Source organism: Synechococcus sp. W55.2, from assembly GCF_047461635.1.
Classification (GTDB): Bacteria; Cyanobacteriota; Cyanobacteriia; order Thermostichales; family Thermostichaceae; genus Thermostichus.
In genome coordinates this window covers 1-22,013 of sequence record NZ_JANSHM010000013.1, presented here as the reverse complement: position 1 = coordinate 22,013, position 22,013 = coordinate 1, and the positions used below count along the sequence as shown (strand labels likewise).

General features: G+C 56.8%; 23 protein-coding genes. 15 read left to right on the top strand and 8 right to left on the bottom strand.

Going from position 1 to position 22,013, the window contains the following annotated elements:
• The first annotated feature begins 263 nt into the window (after positions 1–263).
• Positions 264–1,814 (top strand): glutamine-hydrolyzing GMP synthase, encoded by a 1,551-nt coding sequence (gene guaA, locus NW828_RS04550; RefSeq protein ID WP_414381961.1) that lies wholly within the window; start codon positions 264–266, stop codon positions 1,812–1,814.
• 45 nt (positions 1,815–1,859) lie between these two features.
• Here the strand turns inward: guaA and NW828_RS04545 are convergent, their stop codons facing one another.
• From NW828_RS04545 to NW828_RS04525, 5 genes are all read right to left on the bottom strand, one after another.
• The gene (locus NW828_RS04545; protein WP_011432797.1) at positions 1,860–2,081 is read right to left on the bottom strand and encodes a hypothetical protein; all 222 of its coding nucleotides are present in this window, start codon (positions 2,079–2,081) and stop codon (positions 1,860–1,862) included.
• A gap of 2 nt (positions 2,082–2,083) precedes the next feature.
• A complete protein-coding gene (locus NW828_RS04540) occupies positions 2,084–2,410 on the bottom strand; it encodes a hypothetical protein (RefSeq protein WP_238376924.1) in 327 nt (108 codons plus the stop codon).
• A 91-nt stretch (positions 2,411–2,501) separates the two neighbouring features.
• Positions 2,502–3,557, bottom strand: a complete 1,056-nt coding sequence (locus tag NW828_RS04535) for a CobW family GTP-binding protein (RefSeq protein WP_414381920.1) — start codon at positions 3,555–3,557, stop codon at positions 2,502–2,504.
• A 408-nt stretch (positions 3,558–3,965) separates the two neighbouring features.
• Positions 3,966–4,913 carry a DUF4335 domain-containing protein gene (locus NW828_RS04530; RefSeq protein WP_414381917.1) on the bottom strand — a complete coding sequence of 316 codons (948 nt, stop codon included), beginning with the start codon at positions 4,911–4,913 and terminating at the stop codon, positions 3,966–3,968.
• 73 nt (positions 4,914–4,986) lie between these two features.
• Entirely contained in the window at positions 4,987–5,631 is a 645-nt protein-coding gene (locus NW828_RS04525) for a DUF3038 domain-containing protein (protein WP_011432801.1), read from the bottom strand.
• Positions 5,632–6,022: 391 nt separating this feature from the next.
• Between NW828_RS04525 and NW828_RS04520 the strand changes: the two genes are divergently transcribed.
• From NW828_RS04520 to NW828_RS04475, 10 genes are all read left to right on the top strand, one after another.
• The gene (locus tag NW828_RS04520; RefSeq protein ID WP_011432802.1) at positions 6,023–6,550 is read left to right on the top strand and encodes an FHA domain-containing protein; all 528 of its coding nucleotides are present in this window, start codon (positions 6,023–6,025) and stop codon (positions 6,548–6,550) included.
• Positions 6,551–6,580: 30 nt separating this feature from the next.
• The gene (locus NW828_RS04515) at positions 6,581–7,324 is read left to right on the top strand and encodes a class I SAM-dependent methyltransferase (protein WP_414381914.1); all 744 of its coding nucleotides are present in this window, start codon (positions 6,581–6,583) and stop codon (positions 7,322–7,324) included.
• 17 nt (positions 7,325–7,341) lie between these two features.
• The gene (locus NW828_RS04510) at positions 7,342–8,124 is read left to right on the top strand and encodes an ABC transporter permease (protein ID WP_414349888.1); all 783 of its coding nucleotides are present in this window, start codon (positions 7,342–7,344) and stop codon (positions 8,122–8,124) included.
• A 341-nt stretch (positions 8,125–8,465) separates the two neighbouring features.
• Entirely contained in the window at positions 8,466–9,179 is a 714-nt protein-coding gene (locus NW828_RS04505) for a DUF4394 domain-containing protein (protein ID WP_414381912.1), read from the top strand.
• A 298-nt stretch (positions 9,180–9,477) separates the two neighbouring features.
• Positions 9,478–9,699 (top strand): sigma factor, encoded by a 222-nt coding sequence (locus NW828_RS04500; protein ID WP_414381909.1) that lies wholly within the window; start codon positions 9,478–9,480, stop codon positions 9,697–9,699.
• On the top strand, positions 9,674–10,060 hold the full coding sequence (locus NW828_RS04495; protein WP_414381906.1) for a sigma-70 family RNA polymerase sigma factor: 387 nt from the start codon (positions 9,674–9,676) through the stop codon (positions 10,058–10,060). Before NW828_RS04500 ends, NW828_RS04495 begins: the two co-directional genes overlap by 26 nt.
• On the top strand, positions 10,057–10,812 hold the full coding sequence (locus NW828_RS04490; RefSeq protein ID WP_414381903.1) for an anti-sigma factor domain-containing protein: 756 nt from the start codon (positions 10,057–10,059) through the stop codon (positions 10,810–10,812). Before NW828_RS04495 ends, NW828_RS04490 begins: the two co-directional genes overlap by 4 nt.
• A gap of 133 nt (positions 10,813–10,945) precedes the next feature.
• Positions 10,946–11,167 carry a DUF2839 domain-containing protein gene (locus tag NW828_RS04485; RefSeq protein WP_414329235.1) on the top strand — a complete coding sequence of 74 codons (222 nt, stop codon included), beginning with the start codon at positions 10,946–10,948 and terminating at the stop codon, positions 11,165–11,167.
• Between the two features lie 40 nt (positions 11,168–11,207).
• Positions 11,208–12,035 carry a carbon-nitrogen hydrolase family protein gene (locus NW828_RS04480; protein ID WP_414329233.1) on the top strand — a complete coding sequence of 276 codons (828 nt, stop codon included), beginning with the start codon at positions 11,208–11,210 and terminating at the stop codon, positions 12,033–12,035.
• A 9-nt stretch (positions 12,036–12,044) separates the two neighbouring features.
• Positions 12,045–12,311: a glutaredoxin family protein gene (locus NW828_RS04475; RefSeq protein ID WP_414381901.1), complete on the top strand. Its 267-nt coding sequence runs from the start codon at positions 12,045–12,047 to the stop codon at positions 12,309–12,311.
• 37 nt (positions 12,312–12,348) lie between these two features.
• Here NW828_RS04475 and NW828_RS04470 read toward each other — a convergent pair whose 3' ends face one another.
• The gene (locus NW828_RS04470) at positions 12,349–15,846 is read right to left on the bottom strand and encodes a DNA polymerase III subunit alpha (protein WP_414381899.1); all 3,498 of its coding nucleotides are present in this window, start codon (positions 15,844–15,846) and stop codon (positions 12,349–12,351) included.
• Positions 15,847–15,963: 117 nt separating this feature from the next.
• On the opposite strand from NW828_RS04470, the gene selD reads away from it, so the two are divergent.
• The 3 genes from selD (at position 15,964) to NW828_RS04455 (ending at position 18,965) form a co-directional block, all read left to right on the top strand.
• Positions 15,964–17,031: a selenide, water dikinase SelD gene (gene selD, locus NW828_RS04465; RefSeq protein WP_414329229.1), complete on the top strand. Its 1,068-nt coding sequence runs from the start codon at positions 15,964–15,966 to the stop codon at positions 17,029–17,031.
• A 143-nt stretch (positions 17,032–17,174) separates the two neighbouring features.
• Positions 17,175–17,672, top strand: coding sequence for a hypothetical protein (locus NW828_RS04460; RefSeq protein ID WP_414381897.1), 498 nt, complete (start codon positions 17,175–17,177; stop codon positions 17,670–17,672).
• Positions 17,673–17,828: 156 nt separating this feature from the next.
• The gene (locus NW828_RS04455; RefSeq protein WP_414381895.1) at positions 17,829–18,965 is read left to right on the top strand and encodes an ABC transporter permease; all 1,137 of its coding nucleotides are present in this window, start codon (positions 17,829–17,831) and stop codon (positions 18,963–18,965) included.
• A gap of 47 nt (positions 18,966–19,012) precedes the next feature.
• Here NW828_RS04455 and NW828_RS04450 read toward each other — a convergent pair whose 3' ends face one another.
• Positions 19,013–19,954: a hypothetical protein gene (locus NW828_RS04450; protein WP_414381892.1), complete on the bottom strand. Its 942-nt coding sequence runs from the start codon at positions 19,952–19,954 to the stop codon at positions 19,013–19,015.
• Positions 19,955–20,261: 307 nt separating this feature from the next.
• Here NW828_RS04450 and NW828_RS04445 point away from each other — a divergent pair, with 307 nt between their 5' ends.
• A complete protein-coding gene (locus tag NW828_RS04445; RefSeq protein ID WP_414329849.1) occupies positions 20,262–20,849 on the top strand; it encodes a hypothetical protein in 588 nt (195 codons plus the stop codon).
• Between the two features lie 188 nt (positions 20,850–21,037).
• Here the strand turns inward: NW828_RS04445 and NW828_RS04440 are convergent, their stop codons facing one another.
• A complete protein-coding gene (locus tag NW828_RS04440) occupies positions 21,038–21,922 on the bottom strand; it encodes a hypothetical protein (protein ID WP_414381889.1) in 885 nt (294 codons plus the stop codon).
• Positions 21,923–22,013 lie beyond the last annotated feature (91 nt).

The window sequence follows — 22,013 nt, the reverse complement described above, 5'->3', positions numbered from 1 at the left end:
AGGCGGTTTTTCGGCGAGACTTCTCCGAGAAGCGCTGTTTTCTCGGCAAGCCTGACAGAGGCTTTTTAGAGCAGGCAGCCGCGTGCAAGCTCTCCACCCCTGTTACCATGGAAGAGCCCTTAATGTTTCTTTCGTATCCATCGTATCCATAGCCAAGCTAGTCTCTTGGACCGGCTTTTTTATTGTGCACTGTGCCAGGTTTTGTGATCCCCTCTGCATCTCCTCCCAGTTCCGGCCTTTCCCCCCTCGAAGTGCAGCGCCAGATGATCGTCATTCTCGATTTTGGATCCCAGTACTCTGAGCTCATTGCCCGCCGCATCCGCGAAACCCACGTCTATTCGGAAATCCTTTCCTATCGCACCACTGCTGAGCAACTGTGGCAACTGCAACCGCAGGGCATTATCCTCTCCGGGGGCCCCAACTCGGTGTATGAGCCAGCCGCTCCGGTGTGTGACCCCGAGATTTGGAACCTAGGGATCCCGGTTCTGGGGGTGTGCTACGGCATGCAACTCATGGTGCAGCAGTTGGGGGGCAAGGTGGAAGCAGCCCAGAAGGGGGAATATGGCCGTGCCGCTCTGCACATTTTGGATCCCACCGACCTGCTCACCAACCTGCCGGAAAACAGCATCATGTGGATGAGCCACGGGGATTCGGTTACCGAACTGCCGCCGGGCTTTCACACCTTGGCCTCTACCGACAACACCCCCTGTGCCGCCATTGCCGATCCAAGGCGTCGTCTCTACGGGGTGCAATTTCATCCGGAGGTGGCCCACTCAGAGGCTGGCGCCTTTCTCATCCGCAACTTTGTCTATCACATCTGCGGTTGCGAGCCCACCTGGACAACGGCAGCTTTTCTGGAGGAAGCCATTCGAGAGGTACGTGCCCGTGTGGGCAATAAGAAGGTGCTGTTGGCCCTCTCGGGGGGGGTAGACAGCTCTACTTTGGCTTTTCTGCTGCACAAGGCCATCGGCGACCAGCTCACCTGCGTGTTCATCGACCAAGGGTTTATGCGCAAGGAAGAGCCCCAGCGGCTGCTGCGCCTTTTCCAAGAGCAATTTCACATTCCCGTCCACTACGTGGATGGCCAGGAGCGGTTTCTCCGGCAGTTGCAGGGGGTTACCGATCCCGAAGAAAAACGCAAACGAATTGGGGCAGAGTTTATTCGCGTGTTTGAGGAAGAATCCCAGCGGCTGGGTCCTTTTGAGTACTTAGCCCAAGGCACTCTCTACCCAGACGTGATCGAGTCTGCCAATACCCATGTGGATCCGGTTACTGGAGAACGCATTGCCGTCAAGATCAAAAGCCATCACAATGTCGGCGGCCTGCCCGAAAATCTGCGCTTTAAGCTGGTAGAGCCTTTGCGCAAGCTCTTCAAAGACGAGGTGCGGCAACTGGCCCGCTCTTTGGGTCTGCCGGAAGAGATTGTGGGCCGCCATCCTTTTCCGGGGCCGGGGCTGGCCATCCGCATTGTAGGCGAGGTTACCAAAGAACGGCTGGAAACCCTGCGAGAAGCGGACATGATCGTGCGGCAGGAGATCAACCGCTCCGGCTACTATCCCAAACTTTGGCAAGCCTTTGCCGTGCTGCTGCCAGAGGTGCGGTCGGTGGGGGTGATGGGGGATAAGCGCACCTATGCCTGCCCGGTGGTGGTGCGGCTGGTTACCAGCGAAGACGGTATGACCGCCGATTGGGCGCGGGTTCCCTACGATCTCTTGGCCACCATTTCCAACCGCATTGTCAATGAGGTGCCCGGCGTTAACCGCGTGGTTTACGACATCACTTCCAAGCCCCCTGGCACCATCGAGTGGGAGTAGGCGGGATCCCTTGCGTCTGGCCTCGATTCCCGGCTGGATCGATGGCTACCTATGGCCAGCTTCCGGCAGGGAATAGGAAGGGCTTGAGCTGAAGGGCTGAGCGGCTTGGACTTCCATTCGGGCCAAAGTCGTAGCGGCATCCGCCAGTTGCAGAGCAAGGTTGGCACGGCTAATCGGATCCCGGGCATTCCAGAGATCCTGTCCCAAACAAAACACCCGATAGCGAAAGGCTTTGATCGAGCGCGATGGGATGACCTTGACAGTCATGGCTACAACCTCTTCTCCACAGAGACGTGAATAGTCAGCAGAACCCGCTCGGGCTCAAGGTAAACAAATGTTACCAAAACAACCTCGTCCTCAGAGGCAATACTGACCGGGCAGGTGGCTTTCGGGGGTTCCACCCGTTCATGCCGTACCCCCACAGTGTATTCTCCAATTGGCAGGTCATCAAATCCAGCATCTGCATAGATCAACTCAATGGTTTCTTCTGCAATCAACTGCCCCTCTCGCTCCAGGAAACTGAGAAAAGGGATCCCATCGATAGAGGTGAGCGCGTTGTTGGCCTGATTGCGGATCATCACAAAGATGTCGGACATGGAGAGTGGGCCATCACCTCAGGGCTTCATGATCGAGGCTGCTGGAACATTGCCCGACTGTTTTGAGCCTGGACTGCCGCCAATCCCTGATTCAGCGACCAAACCCTCGACCCCGCGTGGCCGGACGGGCAATACAGGCCTGGAGTTTTTCCCGCAACCGGGCTGTATCGAGCCGCTGACCGATGAGCACCAACTGGTTTTTGGGCTGGCGAGGCCACTCATCGCTGCTGAGGGTATAGCGCCGACCGCTGAGGTGAAAGATATGTCGCTCTGGGCTTTCCTCGAACCACAACACCCCTTTGGCACGAAAGACTGCATCGGGCAACTCGTTGAGAAAATTTTGGAAAGCATCCAAAGAGAAGGGCTGATCGCTCTCAAAGGCTAGGGAGTTAAAGCCGTCAGCCTCGATGTGGCTGGGATGGGAGTGGTGATGGTCAGGGTGCTCGCAGTGGTCATGATCATGCTCATGGTCATGGTGGTCGTGACTGTCGTGAACGTGGGCCTCTTCTCGGGGCAAGGAACTGGCCTGAAACAAATCGGTATCCAAGATTAGCTCCAGGGGAACTGCGCTGTTGACGGTGCGCAAAATGCGGGCATCTTCTTTGATCTCGCGGATGCGTTTTTCCAGACGCTCGATCTCGGCTTCCTCGACCAAATCGATTTTGTTGAGGAGAATCACATCCCCATAGGCAATTTGGCTGTAGGCCACGTTGCTGTTGAACAGATCGGGGGCAAAGTTGGTGGCATCTACCAGGGTGATAATCGAGTCTAGCCGCGTCAGATCTCGCAATTCTGGCCCCAAAAAGGTGAGGGCCACCGGCAAGGGATCGGCCAATCCCGTGGTCTCCACCACCAAGTAGTCGATGTGGTCAGAGCGTTCCATCAGCCGCAAAACACTCTCGGCGATGTCATCTCGGATGGTGCAGCAAATGCAGCCGTTGTTCAACTCCACCAAGTCTTCTTCGCTGGAGACGATCAGTTCCGCATCGATGCTGATCTCGCCGAACTCGTTGACCAGCACCGCTGTGCGCATCCCTTTCTGGTTGTTGAGGATGTGGTTGAGAAGGGTGGTTTTCCCACTGCCCAAAAAACCTGTGATGATGGTGACAGGTAAGCCTCGCTTAGGCACTTCGATGGTTGCGGTCATAGAGTGGCAGCGATCCGATATAGAGGGAACTCTTCCACTTTATCCTCTTGTCCTCATTGCCCTAGCTGTCTGAAGCCGATTAAACCCTTCAGATGCGATCAGTAGAGCCTTTGCGCCTCGGCATTGGCGGCGTCGCCAGTGTGGCCCTGGCTCTCCCAACTCGGCGGCCTCTCTCTTTCTGGCTTACTCTTCAGGGTCAGATTGCTTCCTCTAATCCCCTGGCCCTGAAAGTAGGGTTATTTCGATTCAAACTGGGACAATGCACCCAACACCTAAAACGTTGAACGCAGGGGGCCAGAGAGCTGTTCTCAGTGGCCCACGGGTCTCACCCTAACCTGAAGTGACTATCGATAACATCCCTAGGTAGACTATAGTGCTGACCCACCCCAGCTTGGCCTGTCGGGATGCCTACCTGTCCTGGGTTACTTCCACCTGGTTGCCCGGCTCTAGGCTGACGCGGAACTGTTGTGCGCCTGTTGGCAAGGGATCCGGCGGTAGCTCCGGCAGGTCGGCAAATGGGGTTTCGGCTCGGCGCTCTCGGGCAAGCTCATTCTCCGGCTCGGCAGCCAGGGGGGATCCCGTCCTATCCACCGTTACCCGGTAGACCAAGCTCTCTGGCCAATCGGGGGGAGACTGCCACTGCTCTGCCAAAATGTCTCGCAGACGGGAAAGGGGATCCGCCCCTGCTGCCTCTCTTCCCGCTGTTGGGTCAGATTCTTGGAGGGATGTGGCCAAAGGCTGCGATTGACCCGTCAAGGCAGGGATGGTGAGCTGCTCTTGCGGGGAAGGGGAAGCTGTGGGATCCCTAGGGGGGCGACTGGCCCAGATCCCAACACCGGCCACAACTGCGATCCCTCCCACCAGCAGGGCCGCGATCCCAGTGGGCTGTCGATACCAAGCCCGCGCCACCGAAGTTCCCAGACTGGCCAGTTGAGGAATATCGTCGGCCACCTGGGAGAGGTTCTCCAGCAGGTCGTACAACTGCGTCATCGACAAATCCACCTGCGCGATGCGATCTTCCCCTTGGCGCACCGTGAGGCGATGAAAAATAAAATCAAGCGGACGGATGGCAACGGTACCGCTGAAGGTTCCCTTGGGTTCCCCACTCAAGTGGGATCCCACGTAGCGGTCGATTACGGTGATCAAATCGTTGAGCCAAAGGTTATCTCCGTGTAAGGTTTTGACCGTTTCCCCCTGGCGGATTTCCAACTGACACTCGAAGCTGCGCTGGATGGCTTGCAGCGGCGGCGTTGCAGAGGAGTCTGAAGAATTGGAATGGGCGGGGGCTTCTCCCCGTACAGTCAGCGTAGAAGTGGGTTGTTGATAGGTGTGGCTAATCAGGGTGAGGCTGGGCATGGCAACTGCGGGCAAACAACACGGGTAGAGGGCTACAGAGGTGATAACAGAGGTGATAATTGACAAAACTGCCTCAAGAAGAGGGTGAGGCATCGGGGCCGGAGCTGTGGGCTACCCCCTCTTCCTCCAGATCGCTGCCGGCGGGCAAATCCATCTCAGGACGGCTGAGCAAGGCTTTCCACAGGCGCTGAGCGCCTTTCGGGCTACTGTAGAACATCAGCTCAATCAAGATGCGCAGGGCCAGCTCGGTGAGGCTATTCTCATCGCGCACGTCCCCATCCACCATGCGGCTGCGGTAGTGAGAGAGGAATTCATCCAAGTAATCTCCCACCAGCGGCTGACGGAAGGGGCTGAGCTCTTGATCGACAGCGGCTTCCAGTTGCTCCAAGGTGCTGCGGATACGGGCTTGTTGCTGAGCAGCCAGATAGGCAATCACCATCACCAGGGCGCGGGCCTCTTCGATATCGACCTTTTTGCGCCCACCGCTGCTGCGGCGCAAGGGGTTAGCATTGCGCAGTCGCCAGAGGGTCACCCGGTCGCCAATCTGCTCTTCCAAGTTGAGGGCTTTGGCTGCGGCCAGAACCGCTTCGGAACTTTCTCCGCTCAGGGACTCCAACCCCAGCAGTAGCAAGTCCAACTGGGCTTTGATGGTACCGGTGGCTGTGTTCAGGCCAACGGGCCGACTGTCTAACTGAATGTGCTTGTGTTCCACCGTCACGCTGTCAATGGGAGCTTTGGGTTTCGACGAAACTCTATGATCTCCTGTCCAAGCCAAACCTGCAACCTACCTCCCTGCGCTCTAGTCTAAAAGACTTTGGGCATGCTAGACTGCTCGCCAGCCTGCCGAGAGTTGAGCTCTCAGGGTTCTTCCCCAAAACGGGGTAACTCTGGATGCATCTTAGACCAATAAGAATGGGTTTTCTGGGCCGGTTTCTGTTTCGGCAACACCCCTACTCCTAGCTGAACTTGGGCTTTTGGACTCAGGGGGATGGCTACTTATAATGGGGAAAGCAGCTGCTGCTTTGGCCTTTAAGAGCTAAGTGACTACCCACCTTTATTGAGTTTCCCTTTTGTTGACACCAGCGACTCTAGGTGCAGCCTGATTCATCATGGCCTCTTCTGCTCGCTGCAGTACTCAGCCTGTCCCTGTTCACTGGGTCTTGATCTTCAGGGATCGATTGGGGCAGAGGGGGGTTGTTCTGGATAGTATCTATTACTCAGTGGGACGGTCTAAAGACAATCATATTCGCCTTTACGATCCCTGCGTCTCTCGGAAACACGCTTCCCTCATCCGCATCCCAGGTTCAGGGCCAACTGCACAGGGATCCCTGCAGTACAGCTACATGGTATTCGATGGCAGTCCGGGATCCAGGCCCAGCACCAATGGCCTATTCGTCAACGGAAAACGGGTTTTGTCCCATCGCCTTCAGCTCCTAGATAAGATAAGGTTTGGGCCGAACGTAACAGCAATTGTGGAGACAACGGATCGACTCAGCCCGGAAACCCTAGCCAAGTTATTGCAGCCTCTGGATGCTGCTAGCTCTACATCCCCATCCACCTTTGATTTTAATAAAGACACGGAGCCGAACCCGGAAAACCTGGCTCAGCCAGAGGAAGAGGATTTCACTGTTGCCTAAGCCAACCCAACCAGTCTTCTGAATCCTCCTGTGCCCCCCATCCCACCTGCTCTGAGCGGCTACTGGCAAAATGCCTTTGACCTAGAAGCCCATCTGGGATCCTTCCTGGGCCTTGGGGCTGCCGATCTGCGGGAGAAACTGCGGGCAGGGCAGCAGCAATTGGCGGAGTTGGGCCGGCGAGACTTTGGCTGGGATCGGGCAGATGCGTTTTATCGGGATCAGGTGAGATCCGCCTATCTGCTGGATTTGGCGGCTTGGCACCTGAGCAGCACCGACTACATCGGCGATACCTTACGCCTGGTGGCGGATCATGCCCGCGGGTTGGTGTTGGATTTTGGCGGCGGCATCGGCACCCATGCTATCGGGGCGGCCCTCTGCGCAGCGGTGGATCAGGTGATCTTCTGGGATATCAACCCCATCCATCGGCAGTTTGTGCAACGGCGGGCGGAAAAGCTGGGCTTAACCGAGCGCATCCACTGTCCAGAAAACTTCCCAGAAGAGATCTTTTTTGACACGGTCATCTGCTTCGATGTGGTGGAACATCTGGCGGATCCGGCAGCGCAGTTGCGGCAGTTTTACGACTGGCTCAAGCCGTCAGGTAAGCTTTTGATCAACTGGTACTTTTTCAAGGGGTTTAACGGCGAGTTTCCTTTTCACCTGGACGACCCGCAAAAGGTAGAGCAATTCTTTCAGGTGCTGCAAAGCTGTTTTTTGGAGGTGTTTCACCCCTATTTCATTACCGCCCGCTGTTACCGCAAGTGGGATAAAAGCTGAGATTGGAGAAAACCAAGGTGCTGCGCTATTTGCGGATACTGTGGCTGTTTTGGAGCACCTCAATCGCGGCAGAAATGGAGTACCGTGCCAATTTTTTCTTTGCCAGCCTCAGCAGTCTGGGTGGCTTGGGATCCGCTCTGTTTGGGCTGTCGTTGTTTTACCAGCAGGGGCACCGGCTGGGCGGTTGGAGTTGGCCGGAAGCCCTCATCGTGTTGGGGGTGTTCACCATTCTGCAGGGGGTGTCGGCCAGTCTCTTTAACGTCAACCTCAATCGCATTGTGCAGCAGGTGCAGGAAGGCACCTTGGATTTTGTTTTGCTAAAGCCAATAAGCAGCCAGTTTTGGCTGTCGGCCAGGGTGTTTTCCCCCTGGGGCCTGGTGGATATCGGCTTTGGCCTGTTGCTGATTCTCTACGCCGGGATCCAGCTCCATTTGCCTGCTTGGGCCTATGCTCTGGGGCTGCTGCCTCTGCTGCTGGGGCTGATCATCCTCTACAGCCTCTGGTTTATGTTGGGAGCCACCAGCATTTGGTTTGTCAAAATCTACAACGTCACCGAGGTGCTGCGGGGCCTAGTAGAGGCAGGACGATTTCCGATAGTGGCCTATCCGGTGGCCTACCGCGTGTTTTTCACCTTCGTCGTGCCGGTGGCTTTCCTGACAACGATCCCGGCGGAGACCCTGCTGGGGCGAGCCCAATGGCCGTGGCTGCTGGGATCCGCTCTGCTGGCGGCAGGGCTGTTGTGGGGATCCCATCTCTTCTGGCGCTTTGCCCTGCGCTTTTACACCAGCGCTTCCAGTTAAAGTCTGGGCCAAAAAGCTTGGATCCCACGCATCCGAGTTTCCAGGAGTTGAGTAATTTCTACAGACGCGCCCCATGCGCTGCCATCGCGGAGAACAACTGCCTTCAGTACAAGGCAGAGGGAATCGCAGAGTTCTCTGGGTTGAGGGCAAAAAAGTTTTCACTGCAGCGCTTTGCAGCCACAGGCTCTGTGGTTTAGGGGGGCTTGTCTGTCAGTGGTTTTGATGGTTTGTCGATCTTTTGAGGAGCCTGTTCAATGCACAAACACACAAGCTTTGTAGCAGCATCTGTGATAGCCGGCAGTTTTGCTCTCTTGGGCTGTGGCAGCAGCACTTCGTCTTCGATGATGCCTTCCCAAGCGGATTTGGTGGCTTTGAGCAGCGGCAACCGCCTCACTTTCATCCGCTCTGCCGATGCCTTTGTGCAGGGATCCCTGACGGTAACAGGAGTGAACGGCAGCCTTATTGGTATCGATGTGCGTCCTGCCAACCGGCTGCTTTACGGGCTGACCGACACCAGCATCCTTTACACCATCAACTTGCAGACCGGTGTCGCTACCGTGGCCAGCACTCTGTCGGTTCCCTTCACCGCGGGCACGCTTTCTGGCATGGACTTCAACCCTGTTCCGGATCGGCTGCGCTTGGTGGGAGCCAATGGCCAGAACTTCCGCATCAATGTGGATACGGGCGAAGTGATCCAAGATAGACCTTTGGCCTTTGGCCCAATGGAACTACAGGGATCCCAGCCGGCCATCACCGCCGCCGCCTACACCAACAATGTGGCGGGTGCCCAATCCACGCGGCTGCTGAACATCGACGGGCAACGGAACCTGCTGGTGTTGCAGAATCCCCCCAACGATGGGGTTCAGGTGCCCATTGGCCCCCTGGGGGTGAACTTCGGCCCTGTGGGCGGGTTTGACATCCGTACTGCTGATGGGGTGGATACCGGCTTTGCCATCGGCGGCTCCACCTTGTATCGAATTGACCTCAACACCGGTCGGGCCACATCCCTGGGCACCCTGCCGGGTGGGCCGTTCTTTGGCTTGGCCGCCCTCTAGGAAAGCCGATTCCCATTTGCCTATCTAAATCAAGGTTAATCAACATTAATCAATGTTTTGGATTCATTGATTTGGAACCAATTGTTGGAATCGTTTTGAGATCGTTGCTGCTGTTGATCCTTGACCCGGCCCGATCCCAGCTCAGGATTGGGTCTTCTATCTCCCCTTAGCTCGGGGTTGACCTCCGCCTATGCAGACGATAAATTATGAGAGCCGCTGCCCTGCTTGGATTACTCTGGGCGATGCTTGTGCCTCTGCAGTTTCTTTCTCTTTTCCATCCCGTTTCCTCTTCCCACTCATGAAGATCGAGGGTGACAAAGCTGAGGAATCCCTGCAGGAAAAAACCGATGCAGAGGTGTTTGCAGCCCTAAAAGCAGGCCGGTCACAAGCTCTGGCCATTCTCTACGACCGACATGCCGGCTTGGTGTACGGAATTGCCTGCAAAATGCTGGGCAGTACTGCCGAAGCCGAAGATCTCACCCAGGATATTTTATTTGAACTTGGCTCGTTCCTCCTTTGATCCCAAACGGGGATCCCTGCGCACCTACCTGAGCATCTTGGCTCGCTCTCGCTGTTTGGATCGGCTGCGCTCTTGGCGGAATCGACAGCGCTCCCTGGAACAGGGCAGAGTGGAATTGCAGGGTAGTCCTGCTGCGGATCCCACCTTGGAGCAGTTGGCCCAAGCGGAACGGGTGGCCGAGGTGCAAACGGCCTTGGCCGAGTTGTCCGAAAGTCAACGGCAAGTCTTAAAGATGGCCTATTACGAAGGCATGAGCCAAACGGAAATTGCCAAGCAACTGGATCTGCCTTTGGGAACGGTCAAAGCCAGAGCTCGGCGGGCTCTGCTGCGGCTGCGCGAGTTGTTGGGAGGCCCCTCATGAAAGCCGAATCTGTGTCTCCCGAAGAACTGCAACTGTGGCTGGCAGGCTATGTGCTGGGGGATCTCTCCCCGGAAGAGGCCGACCGGCTGGAGGCATTGCTCAAGCTGCGCCCGGAGCTGCACCGAGAACTGCAGGCTTTGCAACGGGCGTTGGAGACAGCCTACGGCGTGGAGGAAAAGCAACCTCCCCCCGCCCTGCGGGCTTCTCTGTTGCAGGCACATGCGGAGCAGGCAGCCCAACCGATGCGCACCCCCGCCTGGATTGCCAAGGGATCCCGTCTCTGGCAACGGGGCTTGGGGGCAGTGGCCGCAGGCTTGATCGTCGCTTTGGGGCTGGGGAACCTCTACCTGTGGCGCAGGCTGCAGCTAGCCCAGACGCAAGGGATCCCTGGCGAGGTGTTGACCTATGAATTGCAGCCGACTGCGGAGAACCTGGCCGGCTCGGTCAAGCTTGAGGTGGATCCCCAGCGCCTGCAAGGGCGATTGGTGGCCCAAGGGTTGCCGCCTTTGCCGGAAGGCCGGGTCTATGCCCTGTGGGTGGTGCTGGAACCGGAGGCGCCCTTCACCACCGATAGGGCGGGGGCCGTTCTCGTGGCAGCTTTTCCGGTGGATGAAACAGGAAATCGCCAACAGGAGCTGCGCCTACCGCCGGTGTTTGAATCTACAGAATGGGTGCGGGCTGTGGCCATTACCGAAGAGGATGGCAATCGTCCCCAAGAGCACCAGGGATCCCCTTTGTGGATTTCCGGCTAGGGATGGATTGGCGTGGCCCGATGGCACAAGTAGGCGATTGTGATGCAGATGGATGTCAACCCAGTCTTGTGACCAAGGCAGAAGGCCTTAAGATAAAAGTCGCCACCCCAGCGAAGAACTTGGAGGCCACCCCATGGGCGAAGCGAAGCGCCGTAAAACCCGCATCAGCCAAGATCCCGACCAAGAGCTGGTGTTTCCCAACCTCAAGGATATTCCCCTCACCAAAGGGCAAGCTCGCGCCATCTACAATTGGACAACCCGTGGCGCTTGGGCAGGCATCATTCTCCTGGCCATCATTTGGGTGGTGATCCGATTTGTAGGGCCTGCCTTCGGCTGGTGGCATCTGGTCGGCTAGCCGGCCGGATCCCCTTTAGCATCCTTTGGAGTTTCCGTCTATGCGCTCTTATCTGGCAGCCGCCATTCAAATGACCAGCATTCCCGATCTGGCCAGCAACTTGCAGCAGGCGGAAGAGTGGATCGACTTTGCAGTGCGCCAGGGATGCGAGCTGGTGACGCTACCAGAAAACTTTGCCTTCATGGGGCCGGAAGCCGAGAAAGCCCGCCTTGCTCCTGAGATTGCGGAGCGGGCGGAGGAGTTTTTGGCCAAGATGGCCCAGCGTTACCAAGTATTTATTTTGGGAGGAGGGTATCCTGTGCCGGACGGGCAGGGCAAAGTTTACAATACCGCTGCCCTCTACAGCCCTGACGGCAAAGAGCTGGCCCGCTATCGCAAAATCCACCTGTTCGATGTCAATCTGCCCGACGGCAATACCTACCGCGAGTCGAACACGGTGGTCAGCGGAGATGAGGTGGTCACCTGCGAGCAAGAGCAACTGGGGAACCTCGGTTTGTCGGTCTGCTACGACGTACGCTTTCCAGAGCTGTACCGATCCCTGGTGGATCGCGGAGCCCAGATTTTGCTCATCCCTGCCGCCTTCACGGCCTACACGGGTCGGGATCACTGGCAGGTTTTGCTGCAATGCCGGGCCATTGAGAACACCTGTTACGTGATAGCCCCCGCCCAGGTGGGCACCCACTACGAGCGGCGACAGTGTCACGGCCATGCCATGATCGTGGACCCCTGGGGGACTATCTTGGCGGATGCGGGTGGCGAAAAACCGGGGGTGGCCATTGCTGAAATTAACCCAGAGCGTTTCCAGTTGGTCAGGCGGCAGATGCCTTCCCTACAACACCGGCGGCTGGCCTGTAGCGTCACCCGCTAGGGATCCGCTATGCCATCCCCTTGGCCTGCGCTGATTCTCTACAGCAAGCCCGGCTGCCACCTGTGCGAAGGCTTGGCCGATAAGTTGCGGCAGATCCCCGAAATCCGTGATCTGGAAGTCCGCGACATCACCTCCAACCCGAGTTGGTGGGAGCAATACCAACTGGAAGTTCCCGTGCTCACCCTGGCAGGGGATCCCGAGCGACCTTTGCCACGTCCTTCCCCTCGGCTGACGGTGAGCCAGTTGCGGGCTTGGCTTGAGAAACAGCTCCGTTGAATTTCTCCTGCTGCTGCCGGAGCTTTCTCTGCCATGCCTATGGAGAGAGCAGCGATTCGCTGCGGGCGGTGTAGCCGGCTTGACGCAGGGCTTCAACGGCGGCTTGGGCATTGTTAACCCAAAATTGGGATCCCATTCTCACCCAAAGGGTATGGGGATGGGCGGTGATGGCAGCCACGACAGGAATGCGATTTTCTTCTTTAATTTCCGAGCGTTGGCGAGCAATTAGCGTCTGTAAACGGTATCGATCCTCCAGTGTCCCAGCAGAGTCGAGAGGGATCTCCACCGTTACCCAACTAACAGATTCAATCGGTTGTAAATCTTCCACAATCAGTTGCACCTGTTCATCCCGCTGATCCACTTTGGCCCAAACCAATAGCCGTTGATCCACCTCCAGGCAACCGCGCAAACGTTCATAGGTTTTGGGGAAGATCACTGCTTCACAACTGCCGGTGAGATCTTCCAGTTGCAAAATGGCCATGCGATCCCCTTTCTTGGTTGTGACATTTTTAATAGCAGTCACCAGGGCGAGAACGCCCACAGAGGCATCGGCTGCGCAGCCGCCCAAGTCAGCTAGGTTTACAGGGGCCAGCAGCCGCGCTTGCTCCTGAATGCGCCGCAGCGGATGATCCGAGACATAAAACCCCAGCAGCTCCCGTTCTAGCCTCAACTTTTCCTGGGGTGGAAAATCTTCAGTAGCCGGCCCACGCGGAGCCTCCACAAATCCATTGCCGGCGCTGCTATTGCTCCCCAGTAGATCGAACAAGCTGGCTTGGCCGATGGCTTTGGACTTGGCTCGCTGCGCTGCCCAACTGAGGATGGGATCCAAATCGGCAATTAGTTGTTTACGATTTCCAGAAATACAATCAAAAGCGCCCGCACAAATCAGGGCCTCCAGGGCACGACGGTTAACAATGCGCAGATCCACCCGCTGGCAAAAATCCGCCAGAGAGGTGAAGGGGCCATCAGCTTGACGGGCAGCCAAAATGTTTTGAATGGCCCCCTCCCCTACATTCTTCACTGCCCCCAGACCAAACAAAATGCTGGATCCCTGGGGAGTAAAGTCCATTCCAGAACGGTTGATATCCGGCGGCTGAATTTGGATCCCAATTGACAAGCAATAGGTAATGTAGCGCTGTACCTTGTCCTGATCTCCCCCCACAGAAGAGAGCAAGGCTGCCATATATTCCGTTGGGTAATTGGCCTTGAGGTAAGCTGTTTGAAAAGTAATCAACCCATAGGCAGTAGAATGCGATTTATTGAAGCAATACTCGGCAAAAGCAACCATTTGATCAAACAATTCTGTGGCAACTTCTTGGCTTACACCCCGCTTGGCTGCCCCCTGCACAAATTGCTCGCGGTGTTTCTCCATCTCGGAGACTTTCTTTTTCCCCATCGCTCGCCGCAGCAGATCGGCTTGGCCTAAGGTGTATCCGGCCATGTCTTGGGCAATGCGCATGATCTGTTCCTGGTAGAGGATGGCTCCGTAGGTATCCTGAAGAATGGGCTTGAGGAGTTCGTGGGCATAGGTTACCGGTTTGCGACCGTGCTTGCGATCGATAAAGTCGGGGATCATTCCCGTATCCAATGGGCCTGGCCGGTACAAGGCCAATACTGAAGAAATATCTTCCAGGTTGGAAGGTTTGAGCTCCCGCACCACCTGCTTCATGCCAGAAGATTCCAGTTGGAAGATCCCTTCCAGCTCTCCCTTTTCCAAAAGCTGGTAGGTTTTCTTGTCGTCTAGGGGTAGGTTATCCAGATCTATATTGACGCCATTGTGTTCTCGGATCAGTTCCACTGCCCGCTGAATCATCGTCAGGTTGCGCAGACCCAAAAAGTCCATCTTCAGCAAGCCCAAAGACTCTATATCTTCCATCGAGTACTGGGTGATAATTTGGCCTTCATTGTTGTACTGCAGAGGCACGATCTCATCTAAGGGATCCTTAGCAATCACCACACCGGCAGCGTGAACCCCGAAGGTTTTGTTGGTGCCCTCCAACAAACGTGCCAGCTCGATCCAGCGGTGGGTGGTTGGGTCTTTCTCGTATTTTTCTTTGAACTCTGGAGCGGGAGTATCCTCGCCAATCATCTCTTCCAATTTTGCGGGCTTGCCTCGGGATACCGGGATCAATTTCGCCATTTTGTCGGCTTCTGAGTAGGGAATGTCTAAGACTCGACCGACATCTTTGAGAATGGCTTTAGAGGTCATGCGGTTAAAGGTGATGATCTGGGCGACTCGCTCTTGGCCGTATTTGCGGGTCACATAGTCGATCAGCTCTCCCCGCCGCTCGATGCAAAAATCCGTATCGATATCCGGCATCGATTGACGTTCTGGATTGAGAAATCGCTCAAACAGTAGGCCGTATTTAACCGGGTCAATGTTGGTAATTTGTAGGGCATAGGCCACCAGGGATCCTGCTGCCGAGCCTCGCCCCGGCCCCACCGGGATCCCGTGCTCGCGGGCATAGCGAACATAGTCCCAGACCACCAGGAAATAGCTGGAGAAGCCCTTTTGTTGGATGATGTTCAGCTCAAAGCGCAGGCGCTCCTGGTAGTTTTGGGGGATCTGATCCGGCTGAGCAACACCGCAGCGCTTCGCCAGCCCCTGCCAGGCCAATTCTGTGAGATAGCTATCGGCAGAATGGTCCGGTGGAACCGGGTAGTCGGGCATGCGCATTTCCCCAAATAGGTCATAGCCCTCGATCTTTTCCAGCACCTTCAGGGTGTTGGCGATGGCCTCGTCAATCACCTCCTGTTCCAAATGGTCACAGCAGAGACGGCGCATCTCTTCTGGGCTTTTCAGGTATTCGGTTCCGGTGTAGCGAAGGCGATTTTTTTCAGTAAGGGATTTGCCTGTTTGAATGCAGAGCAGCGCATCGTGGGCCTCTACATCCCAGCAGGAAATAAAATGGCTATCGTTGGTGAGGATGATCGGGATCCCCAATTCGCGGGCAATGCGCACCAACTGCACATTGACAAAGCGATCTTCTTGATAACCGTGATCCTGAATCTCGATGTAATAATCATCCCCAAACTGCTCTTGGTACCAAGCGGCAACTTCACGGGCAATTTCTGGCCGCCGCTGCAAAATAGCTTGAGGCACTTCTCCTGCCAAGCAGCCGCTGGTGACGATCAGCCCTTCTTTGTATTGCACCAAATACTCTTTGTTGATGCAGGGGCGAGAGAAAATCCCTTTCCCTTGAATGCCATGTAGATGGGAAATGGTGGTTAGCTTCACTAAGTTTTTGTAGCCCTGGGTATTTTTGGCCAGAACCACCTGGTGATACTTGGGGTACTTGCGGCTTTTGTCGCGGATATCGCCGTTGATTACATACATTTCATTGCCGATGATTGGAGTAATCCCTTTGCTTTTACACAGTTTCACCAGCTCTAACGCCCCATACATGACACCGTGATCTGTCAGGGCCAGCCCGGGCAAACCCATAGCCACCACCTGCTCGATCAGACGCGGCAATTGGCTGGCGCCATCCAAGAGGCTGTATTCGCTGTGGAGATGCAAAGGAACAAAAGACATGGCAACGCTATGGATAGTGGGATCCCTTTAACCTTAACTCAGCGTGTCCATTTCTCGACTGCCTGCAGATGCCGCTACAGTAAAGTCAGCTGATGTTTTTTCCCTTTTCCTGAATCTATGGATGCTCCCATTCGCCTCACCCAGTACTCCCACGGCGGTGGCTGCGGCTGTAAAATTGCCCCGGCCCTGCTGCAACAAATTCTCAGGGATGTGCCCCTGCTATCCCCAAATCCGGCTTTGTTGGTGGGAGCTGAAACCAGCGATGATGCGGCTGTCTATCAACTAAACGACCACCAAGCCCTAATTTTGACCACCGACTTCTTCATGCCGATTGTGGATGAGCCGGTGGATTTTGGTCGGATCGCGGCGACCAATGCCCTTTCCGATGTCTACGCGATGGGGGGCACTCCCATTCTGGCTTTGGCAGTTTTGGGCATGCCGGTCAATACCCTGCCGATGCAGGCCATCCAAGGGATCATGGCCGGAGGGATCCAGGTTTGCCAAGAAGCCGGGATCCCTTTGGCAGGGGGGCACTCCATCGATTCGCCGGAGCCCATCTTCGGCTTGGTGGCAGCAGGTTTGGCCCATCCACACCACATTCGCCGCAATGCCACGGCCCAAGCCGGGGACGATCTGATCCTGACCAAGCCGCTGGGGATCGGGGTGATGACCACCGCTCTGAAAAAGGGTCAGCTCAGTGCGGCAGGCTACGCGGAAGTTTTGCAGGTGATGACCCAGCTGAATCGCATCGGCTCGCAACTGGCTCGGCGACCGCAAGTTCACGCCATGACGGATGTAACAGGGTTTGGCCTGGTGGGACACTTGCTGGAAGTCTGTCGCGGCTCGGGGGTGGGGGCCAGTTTGGATCTGGCTTCCATTCCGTTTTTGGCAGAAGCGCTCTCGCTGGCAGAGGCGGGGATCTTTCCAGGGGCGGCTCGTCGCAATTGGCAGGGCTATGAGGGGGTACAGGCAGAATCCCTGCCCGAGTGGCAGCAACTGCTGCTGGCAGATCCCCAAACCAGCGGGGGCTTGCTGGTGGCGGTGGATCCCGGCTACACCTCAGACCTCTTGCAAGAGCTGCACAGTGCCGGCTACCCCTACGCCCGTCGCATTGGCCGCTGCCAAGCTGGAGACACCAGAATCCATGTTACCGGCAAGATCAGCCTCAGCCCAGCGGCAGCCTGAAGAAGACCCTCTGGCAATACTCACCATGCAAAGTCTCATGCAAAGTCTCGATAGAGGGCTCAGTATGAAGATTGCGTCAAGCAGCTCTGAGAAAGTTAAAGATACCATGTAAGGCAAGGGAAGGTTAGGATATCCTGAGATCTATGAGCGAGCTTCCCCCCAGCCGTAGTCTGGTTCAGCGAGTTGAGCCTGGCCAGCTGATTCGAACCCTCAGCAGTGGGCAATTGCTGATGGTGGATCCCCAGCGGCACAACGCCCTGATCATCTGCAAGACGTTTCATGCCGAGTTTGCCGGGCCGGGTGCTGCTGTTGGGGGGCCATTGGATGTGGAGTCCGGCGGCGTTGTCCCCATTGGGGATGTGGTTTTGCTGCATCCGCAAGACCACCAAGAGCGGCAAAATGCCTATGCCAAGCGGCTGCACTGGATGCGTTGGCTGCAGCAAATCACCGACAATCCTTTGCCGGCCCAGCGGGCGCGGGTTTTGCTCTTTAGCTTAGAGGAATTTTTCTCTGCGGATTTGGTTAGCCAATTGCCCGATGACATTTTGGCACGGCTGGTGGGGGTGCTGCCCCAGACGATTGCTGCGGTGCGGATGGAGATGACGGCCCTCTACAGCCCCAGCTATTCCTTGGCAGGCTGAGCTTGTCTTGGACTGGGGAAGGGACTCGTCCTGCCAGCATGAATCGGTGACACCTTGCAGCCCTCTCTGCAACTGGAACGAGACACGATCAGCTACACTGAAAGCCAATTTGCGTTGGCAGTTGGTTCAACTGGACTCGACCGGAATCTTTGCCTCATGCAGTGGTGGAAACGGCTTCGCCGCAATCGATGGGCCCAAGCAGGAGCCTACATTCTTCTTGTTTTCTACGCCTGCGCCATTTTTGCCGAGTTCGTTGCCCCCTACAGCCCACTGGAATCTCAACCGGGGGGATCCCTTCTGCCGCCCACCGCCATTCACTTTTGGGATGAATCGGGCGCTTGGATTGGGCCCCACGTTTATCCAACCCGCCAGGGGCCAGTGGATCTGGAAACGGGAGAACGCCCGCTCTTGGTGGATACCAGCCGTCCAGCCGGGATCCGCTTGTTTGTGGCCGGTACTCCCTACCGTTGGTTGGGGTTGATCCCCTCCAATCGGCATCTGTTCGGCACCGTCCCGCTGCGGCCTGTTGCAGAAGAGGGACAGGTGGGATCCCCAATCGGCGAAGAGCCCTCTGTGGCACGGCTACACCTGCTGGGCACCGATGATCAAGGTCGGGACTATTTCAGTCGCTTGGTCTATGGCGGGCGCGTCAGCCTGTTTATCGGCTTGGTGGGCATTGGCATCTCTTTCCCCATTGGCCTGCTGGTGGGAGCCATATCCGGCTACTTTGGGGGCTGGGTGGATACGCTCCTGATGCGCTTGGCAGAGGTGTTGATGTCGATTCCGACGCTGTATCTGCTGGTGTCGCTGGCAGCGGTGTTGCAGGTAAATCCGCTGACCGGGGTGCCCTTCAGCAATGCCGAGCGCTTTTTGGTGATTGTGGTGATCCTCTCTTTTGTCGGTTGGGCGGGCCTAGCCAGAGTGATTCGCGGGCAGGTGCTGTCCTTGCGAGAGCGGGACTTTGTGCAGGCAGCGCGGGTGGCCGGGGCGGGATCCCTGTATCTGCTGGTGCGGCATATTTTGCCCCAGACAGCTACTTATGTGGTGATCTCGGCAACCTTGGCGGTGCCCGGCTACATTGCGGCAGAGTCGGTGCTGAGCCTCATCGGGTTGGGGATCCAACAGCCGGATGCCTCTTGGGGCAACATGCTCTCGCTGGCCACCAACGCTTCGGTGATCATCCTACAGCCCTGGCTGGTGCTGGCCCCCACTTTGATGGTGGTGCTGACCTCTCTATCCTTTAACCTGCTGGGGGATGGTTTGCGGGACGCCCTCGATCCTCGGGAAGGGTGAGCTGCTTCCCCATTGCGCCGAGTGAGGGGAATGGAGTGGCCTGCAAATCACCGCTTTCCGTCGGGATAGAGCCGGTTTAGACCCTTGCGAGCCTTAGCATGGACATCCAGGGTGACATCCATTTTCAGGATCTGCCGGTAAACTTGCTCGGCACGAGCCACTTCCCCTTCCTGTTCCAACTTTTCTCCTAGCTTGAGCAAGTTTTGGGCTGAGAGATCTGCCCAAGGATTCTGTTCGGCTGTTGGCTCCTGCAGTTGCCGCAGCTCTTCTAGGCGCTCTTGCACCATCGGTCGTAACAGCCAAGAGTCATCCAGATCCAAAACCTCTCGGTAGTAGCGCTGGGCCTCTTTAAAGTTCTTTTGCTCGTCGTAGGCTTCCGCCAGTTGTAGCGCCAGTTCCGCTGTGGGCTGATCCTTAAACTGACGATGCAGTTGGTTCAGTCGCCGCACAAAGGGGGATCCCTGCTGCGGGTTTTTCAAATCCGGGGCGTGCTGAACCGGCAGATAGTTGTCCCTCTCCGCCGATGGTTGAGGGGAAGGGGCAGGCTCTGCAGCTTGAGGTCGAAGGGGCGCTTGGCGGCTGATGCTTTTGGGATCGATGGGGGTGGGCTTGTAAACCCAAATTGGCTGATCCGGAGGAGATGCGGGCGGGGTTGGGCGTGGGATCGGCTGCGGCAAGGGAATGGTCTTGCGATCCGGCGGTTCAGGCGGTGGCTGTTTCAGCTCTTCAAGGATGCCGGGAGGTTTGGGGGCTTGAAATTGAATCGCTTTGGGAGTCTCCCTGCGCTCTTGGGCCAATTCTCGGTACAGAGCGGCCAATTGCAGGTACCCCGCTTCTTCATAGGCAGTGGCCAGCCAACGGGCATTCTCTGGGCTGGGATCCGCACGATAAGCCCGCCGGAGCAACTGCAAAGCAGTGCCGTAGTTGCGCTCTCGAATGGCTGCCCGTCCCAAACTCGCTGAGCTGACCCCGATGGTATCGCTGGCCATAGTCCCCCATCTGTCTTGGCGCCGACAATAGAGCTAAGAGTCAAGGCTGAGCTGCTGATAATTCAGGTTTTCCAAGCCAGCCACGTGGGTTGACGCTTGCTTAATATAACTGGATTCCTTGGCCATAGCATACCCTCACCAGCCGGGATGTTATCTGCTCGGACAGCTCCCTCTTGTTGAGATCTCTCGCTTTATATCAATTCAATGTCGATATTGAGGGTGGGATTGGATTGAGATCTGGATGCCAAGTTAACTTTCGGGCTAGCTTGTAGTCAGAGCTTCAGCAGCAACAGGTTCTGACGCCAACATGATCCAAGACTTTCGAGAGCGGTACCCCATGGGCAGCTTGCTCACCGATCTGTTGCGGGTGGAAGAAGGGATCTACATTGTCAGAGCCCAGGTGGTGGTGAACAACACGGTTTTGGGCAGTGGCATGGCTGGCTCGAACACCGTCGAAGAGGCGGAAGATGCTGCCTTGAAGCGCGCCCTCCACCACGCAGGATTTGGTCGCCCCACTTCCTCTTTGAGTTTGGGCATGGATTCTGCTGCCGCCAGGGTGCCTTATCTGCCAACTCCTGAGTTGGCCAACGGACACGCTCAGTCTTCCCCTGCTTCTCCAGCCCCCGAGTCGATAGGGATCCCTGCAAAGCCAAGTTCCCCAGAGCTGCCCGGTCTAAGTGAGCCGGCGGCCTATGGGGATGACCTATCGGACATCATTGCCCAAACGGATGTGGAGATGCAGCGCATTGGCTGGGGCCGCAAGGAAGGACAAGAGTTTTTGGAACGTCGCTTTCAGAAGAAATCTCGCCACCAACTCAGCGACGCCGAGCTGCGGGAGTTTTTGCGCTACCTAAAACAGCAGCCCTCCCGCCTCAGCAGCGAACCCCGCTTTTGATGTTTTCTGGGCCTTGCTGCCCAGGTCTCAAAATCTTCTCAAAATCTGGAGATCTGGCAACTCCGCTCTTCCCAGCTCAGATCTTGAGAGCTACGGCTGCTCTAAGCCCGTTCAATGGGAATCAACCCAGCTAACCGTTTTGCTGGAAATAAGCCTGTTGTACCACCGGTGTCTTGCTACCGCTGACGCTAGGGCGCACCCACAATCACGCTGGTGTCTTCCATTTGCTTCACGACCGTTTCTCCCCCTTCGGAGAGCACAACCCGTCGCTCTGGCACCGATACTCCGGCCACCTTGGCGGTTTGGTAGTTTTGCCCGGCCTGCACCACAGCGGGAATGACACCTGGGCCAGAAACCAGAGCAAAGGACTCGCCGCCAATCTGTATCATCCCGGAAACCTGTACACTGCGGGCAAACGCAGCTGGGTCAGGGGTAGGCGTTGGGATCGGGGTAGCCACGGCTACAGGGGCGCCATTGCCGCTGCCAGGAGGGGGCAAAACCGGAGGTGGAGGCAGGGGCGGCAGGACAATCTGCGGTTCAGGAGCGCGAATGTTCTGGGGCACAAAGGGATCCACACGGCCAGCCCCACTCAAGGCCCGCTGAGTTTCCTGCTCTCGATCCACTGGCGGGATCAGGCTAGAGGCAGCTTGGGTAGCCTGCAGAAGGGAGGGCACCGGCGGCGGGGGTTGATCGGGGGCGGTCTGGCCAAAGCCGGCAGGCAAGTTCACCGTTTGTTGCCGGGCGAGAGCTTGCATCTGGCTGGCTCCGCGGGCCAAGGTGGCGCTCATATCCTGTTCCCAAGTCCCTGCAGCATTCAGCCGCATGATCACAGGGCTGGTTCCCCCCCGAGACTCCACCCAAATTTCCGCTTCTGTGTCGCTCAATCGCCGCGAGCTGAGGATCCGGGATCCCGGAGGCAAGAGGGGCCGAAGCGCCAGTTCGGCCTCAGGAACAGCCTGTTCGTTGGCCAGAGCCGGGAACCAACGGGGGGCCAAAAACGCAACGCCCCCTGCCAACAGCAGGCCGGCTACAAGAAAGCAGGACAATGGGCGAGCAGGCAGCGATTTCAGCATAGAGACCACCGGGAGAGCATGACTCTAGTCAATAATAAGCTCAACTATACTGAAAATAATGTATAATATGTTCAGTACGGATTACTACCAG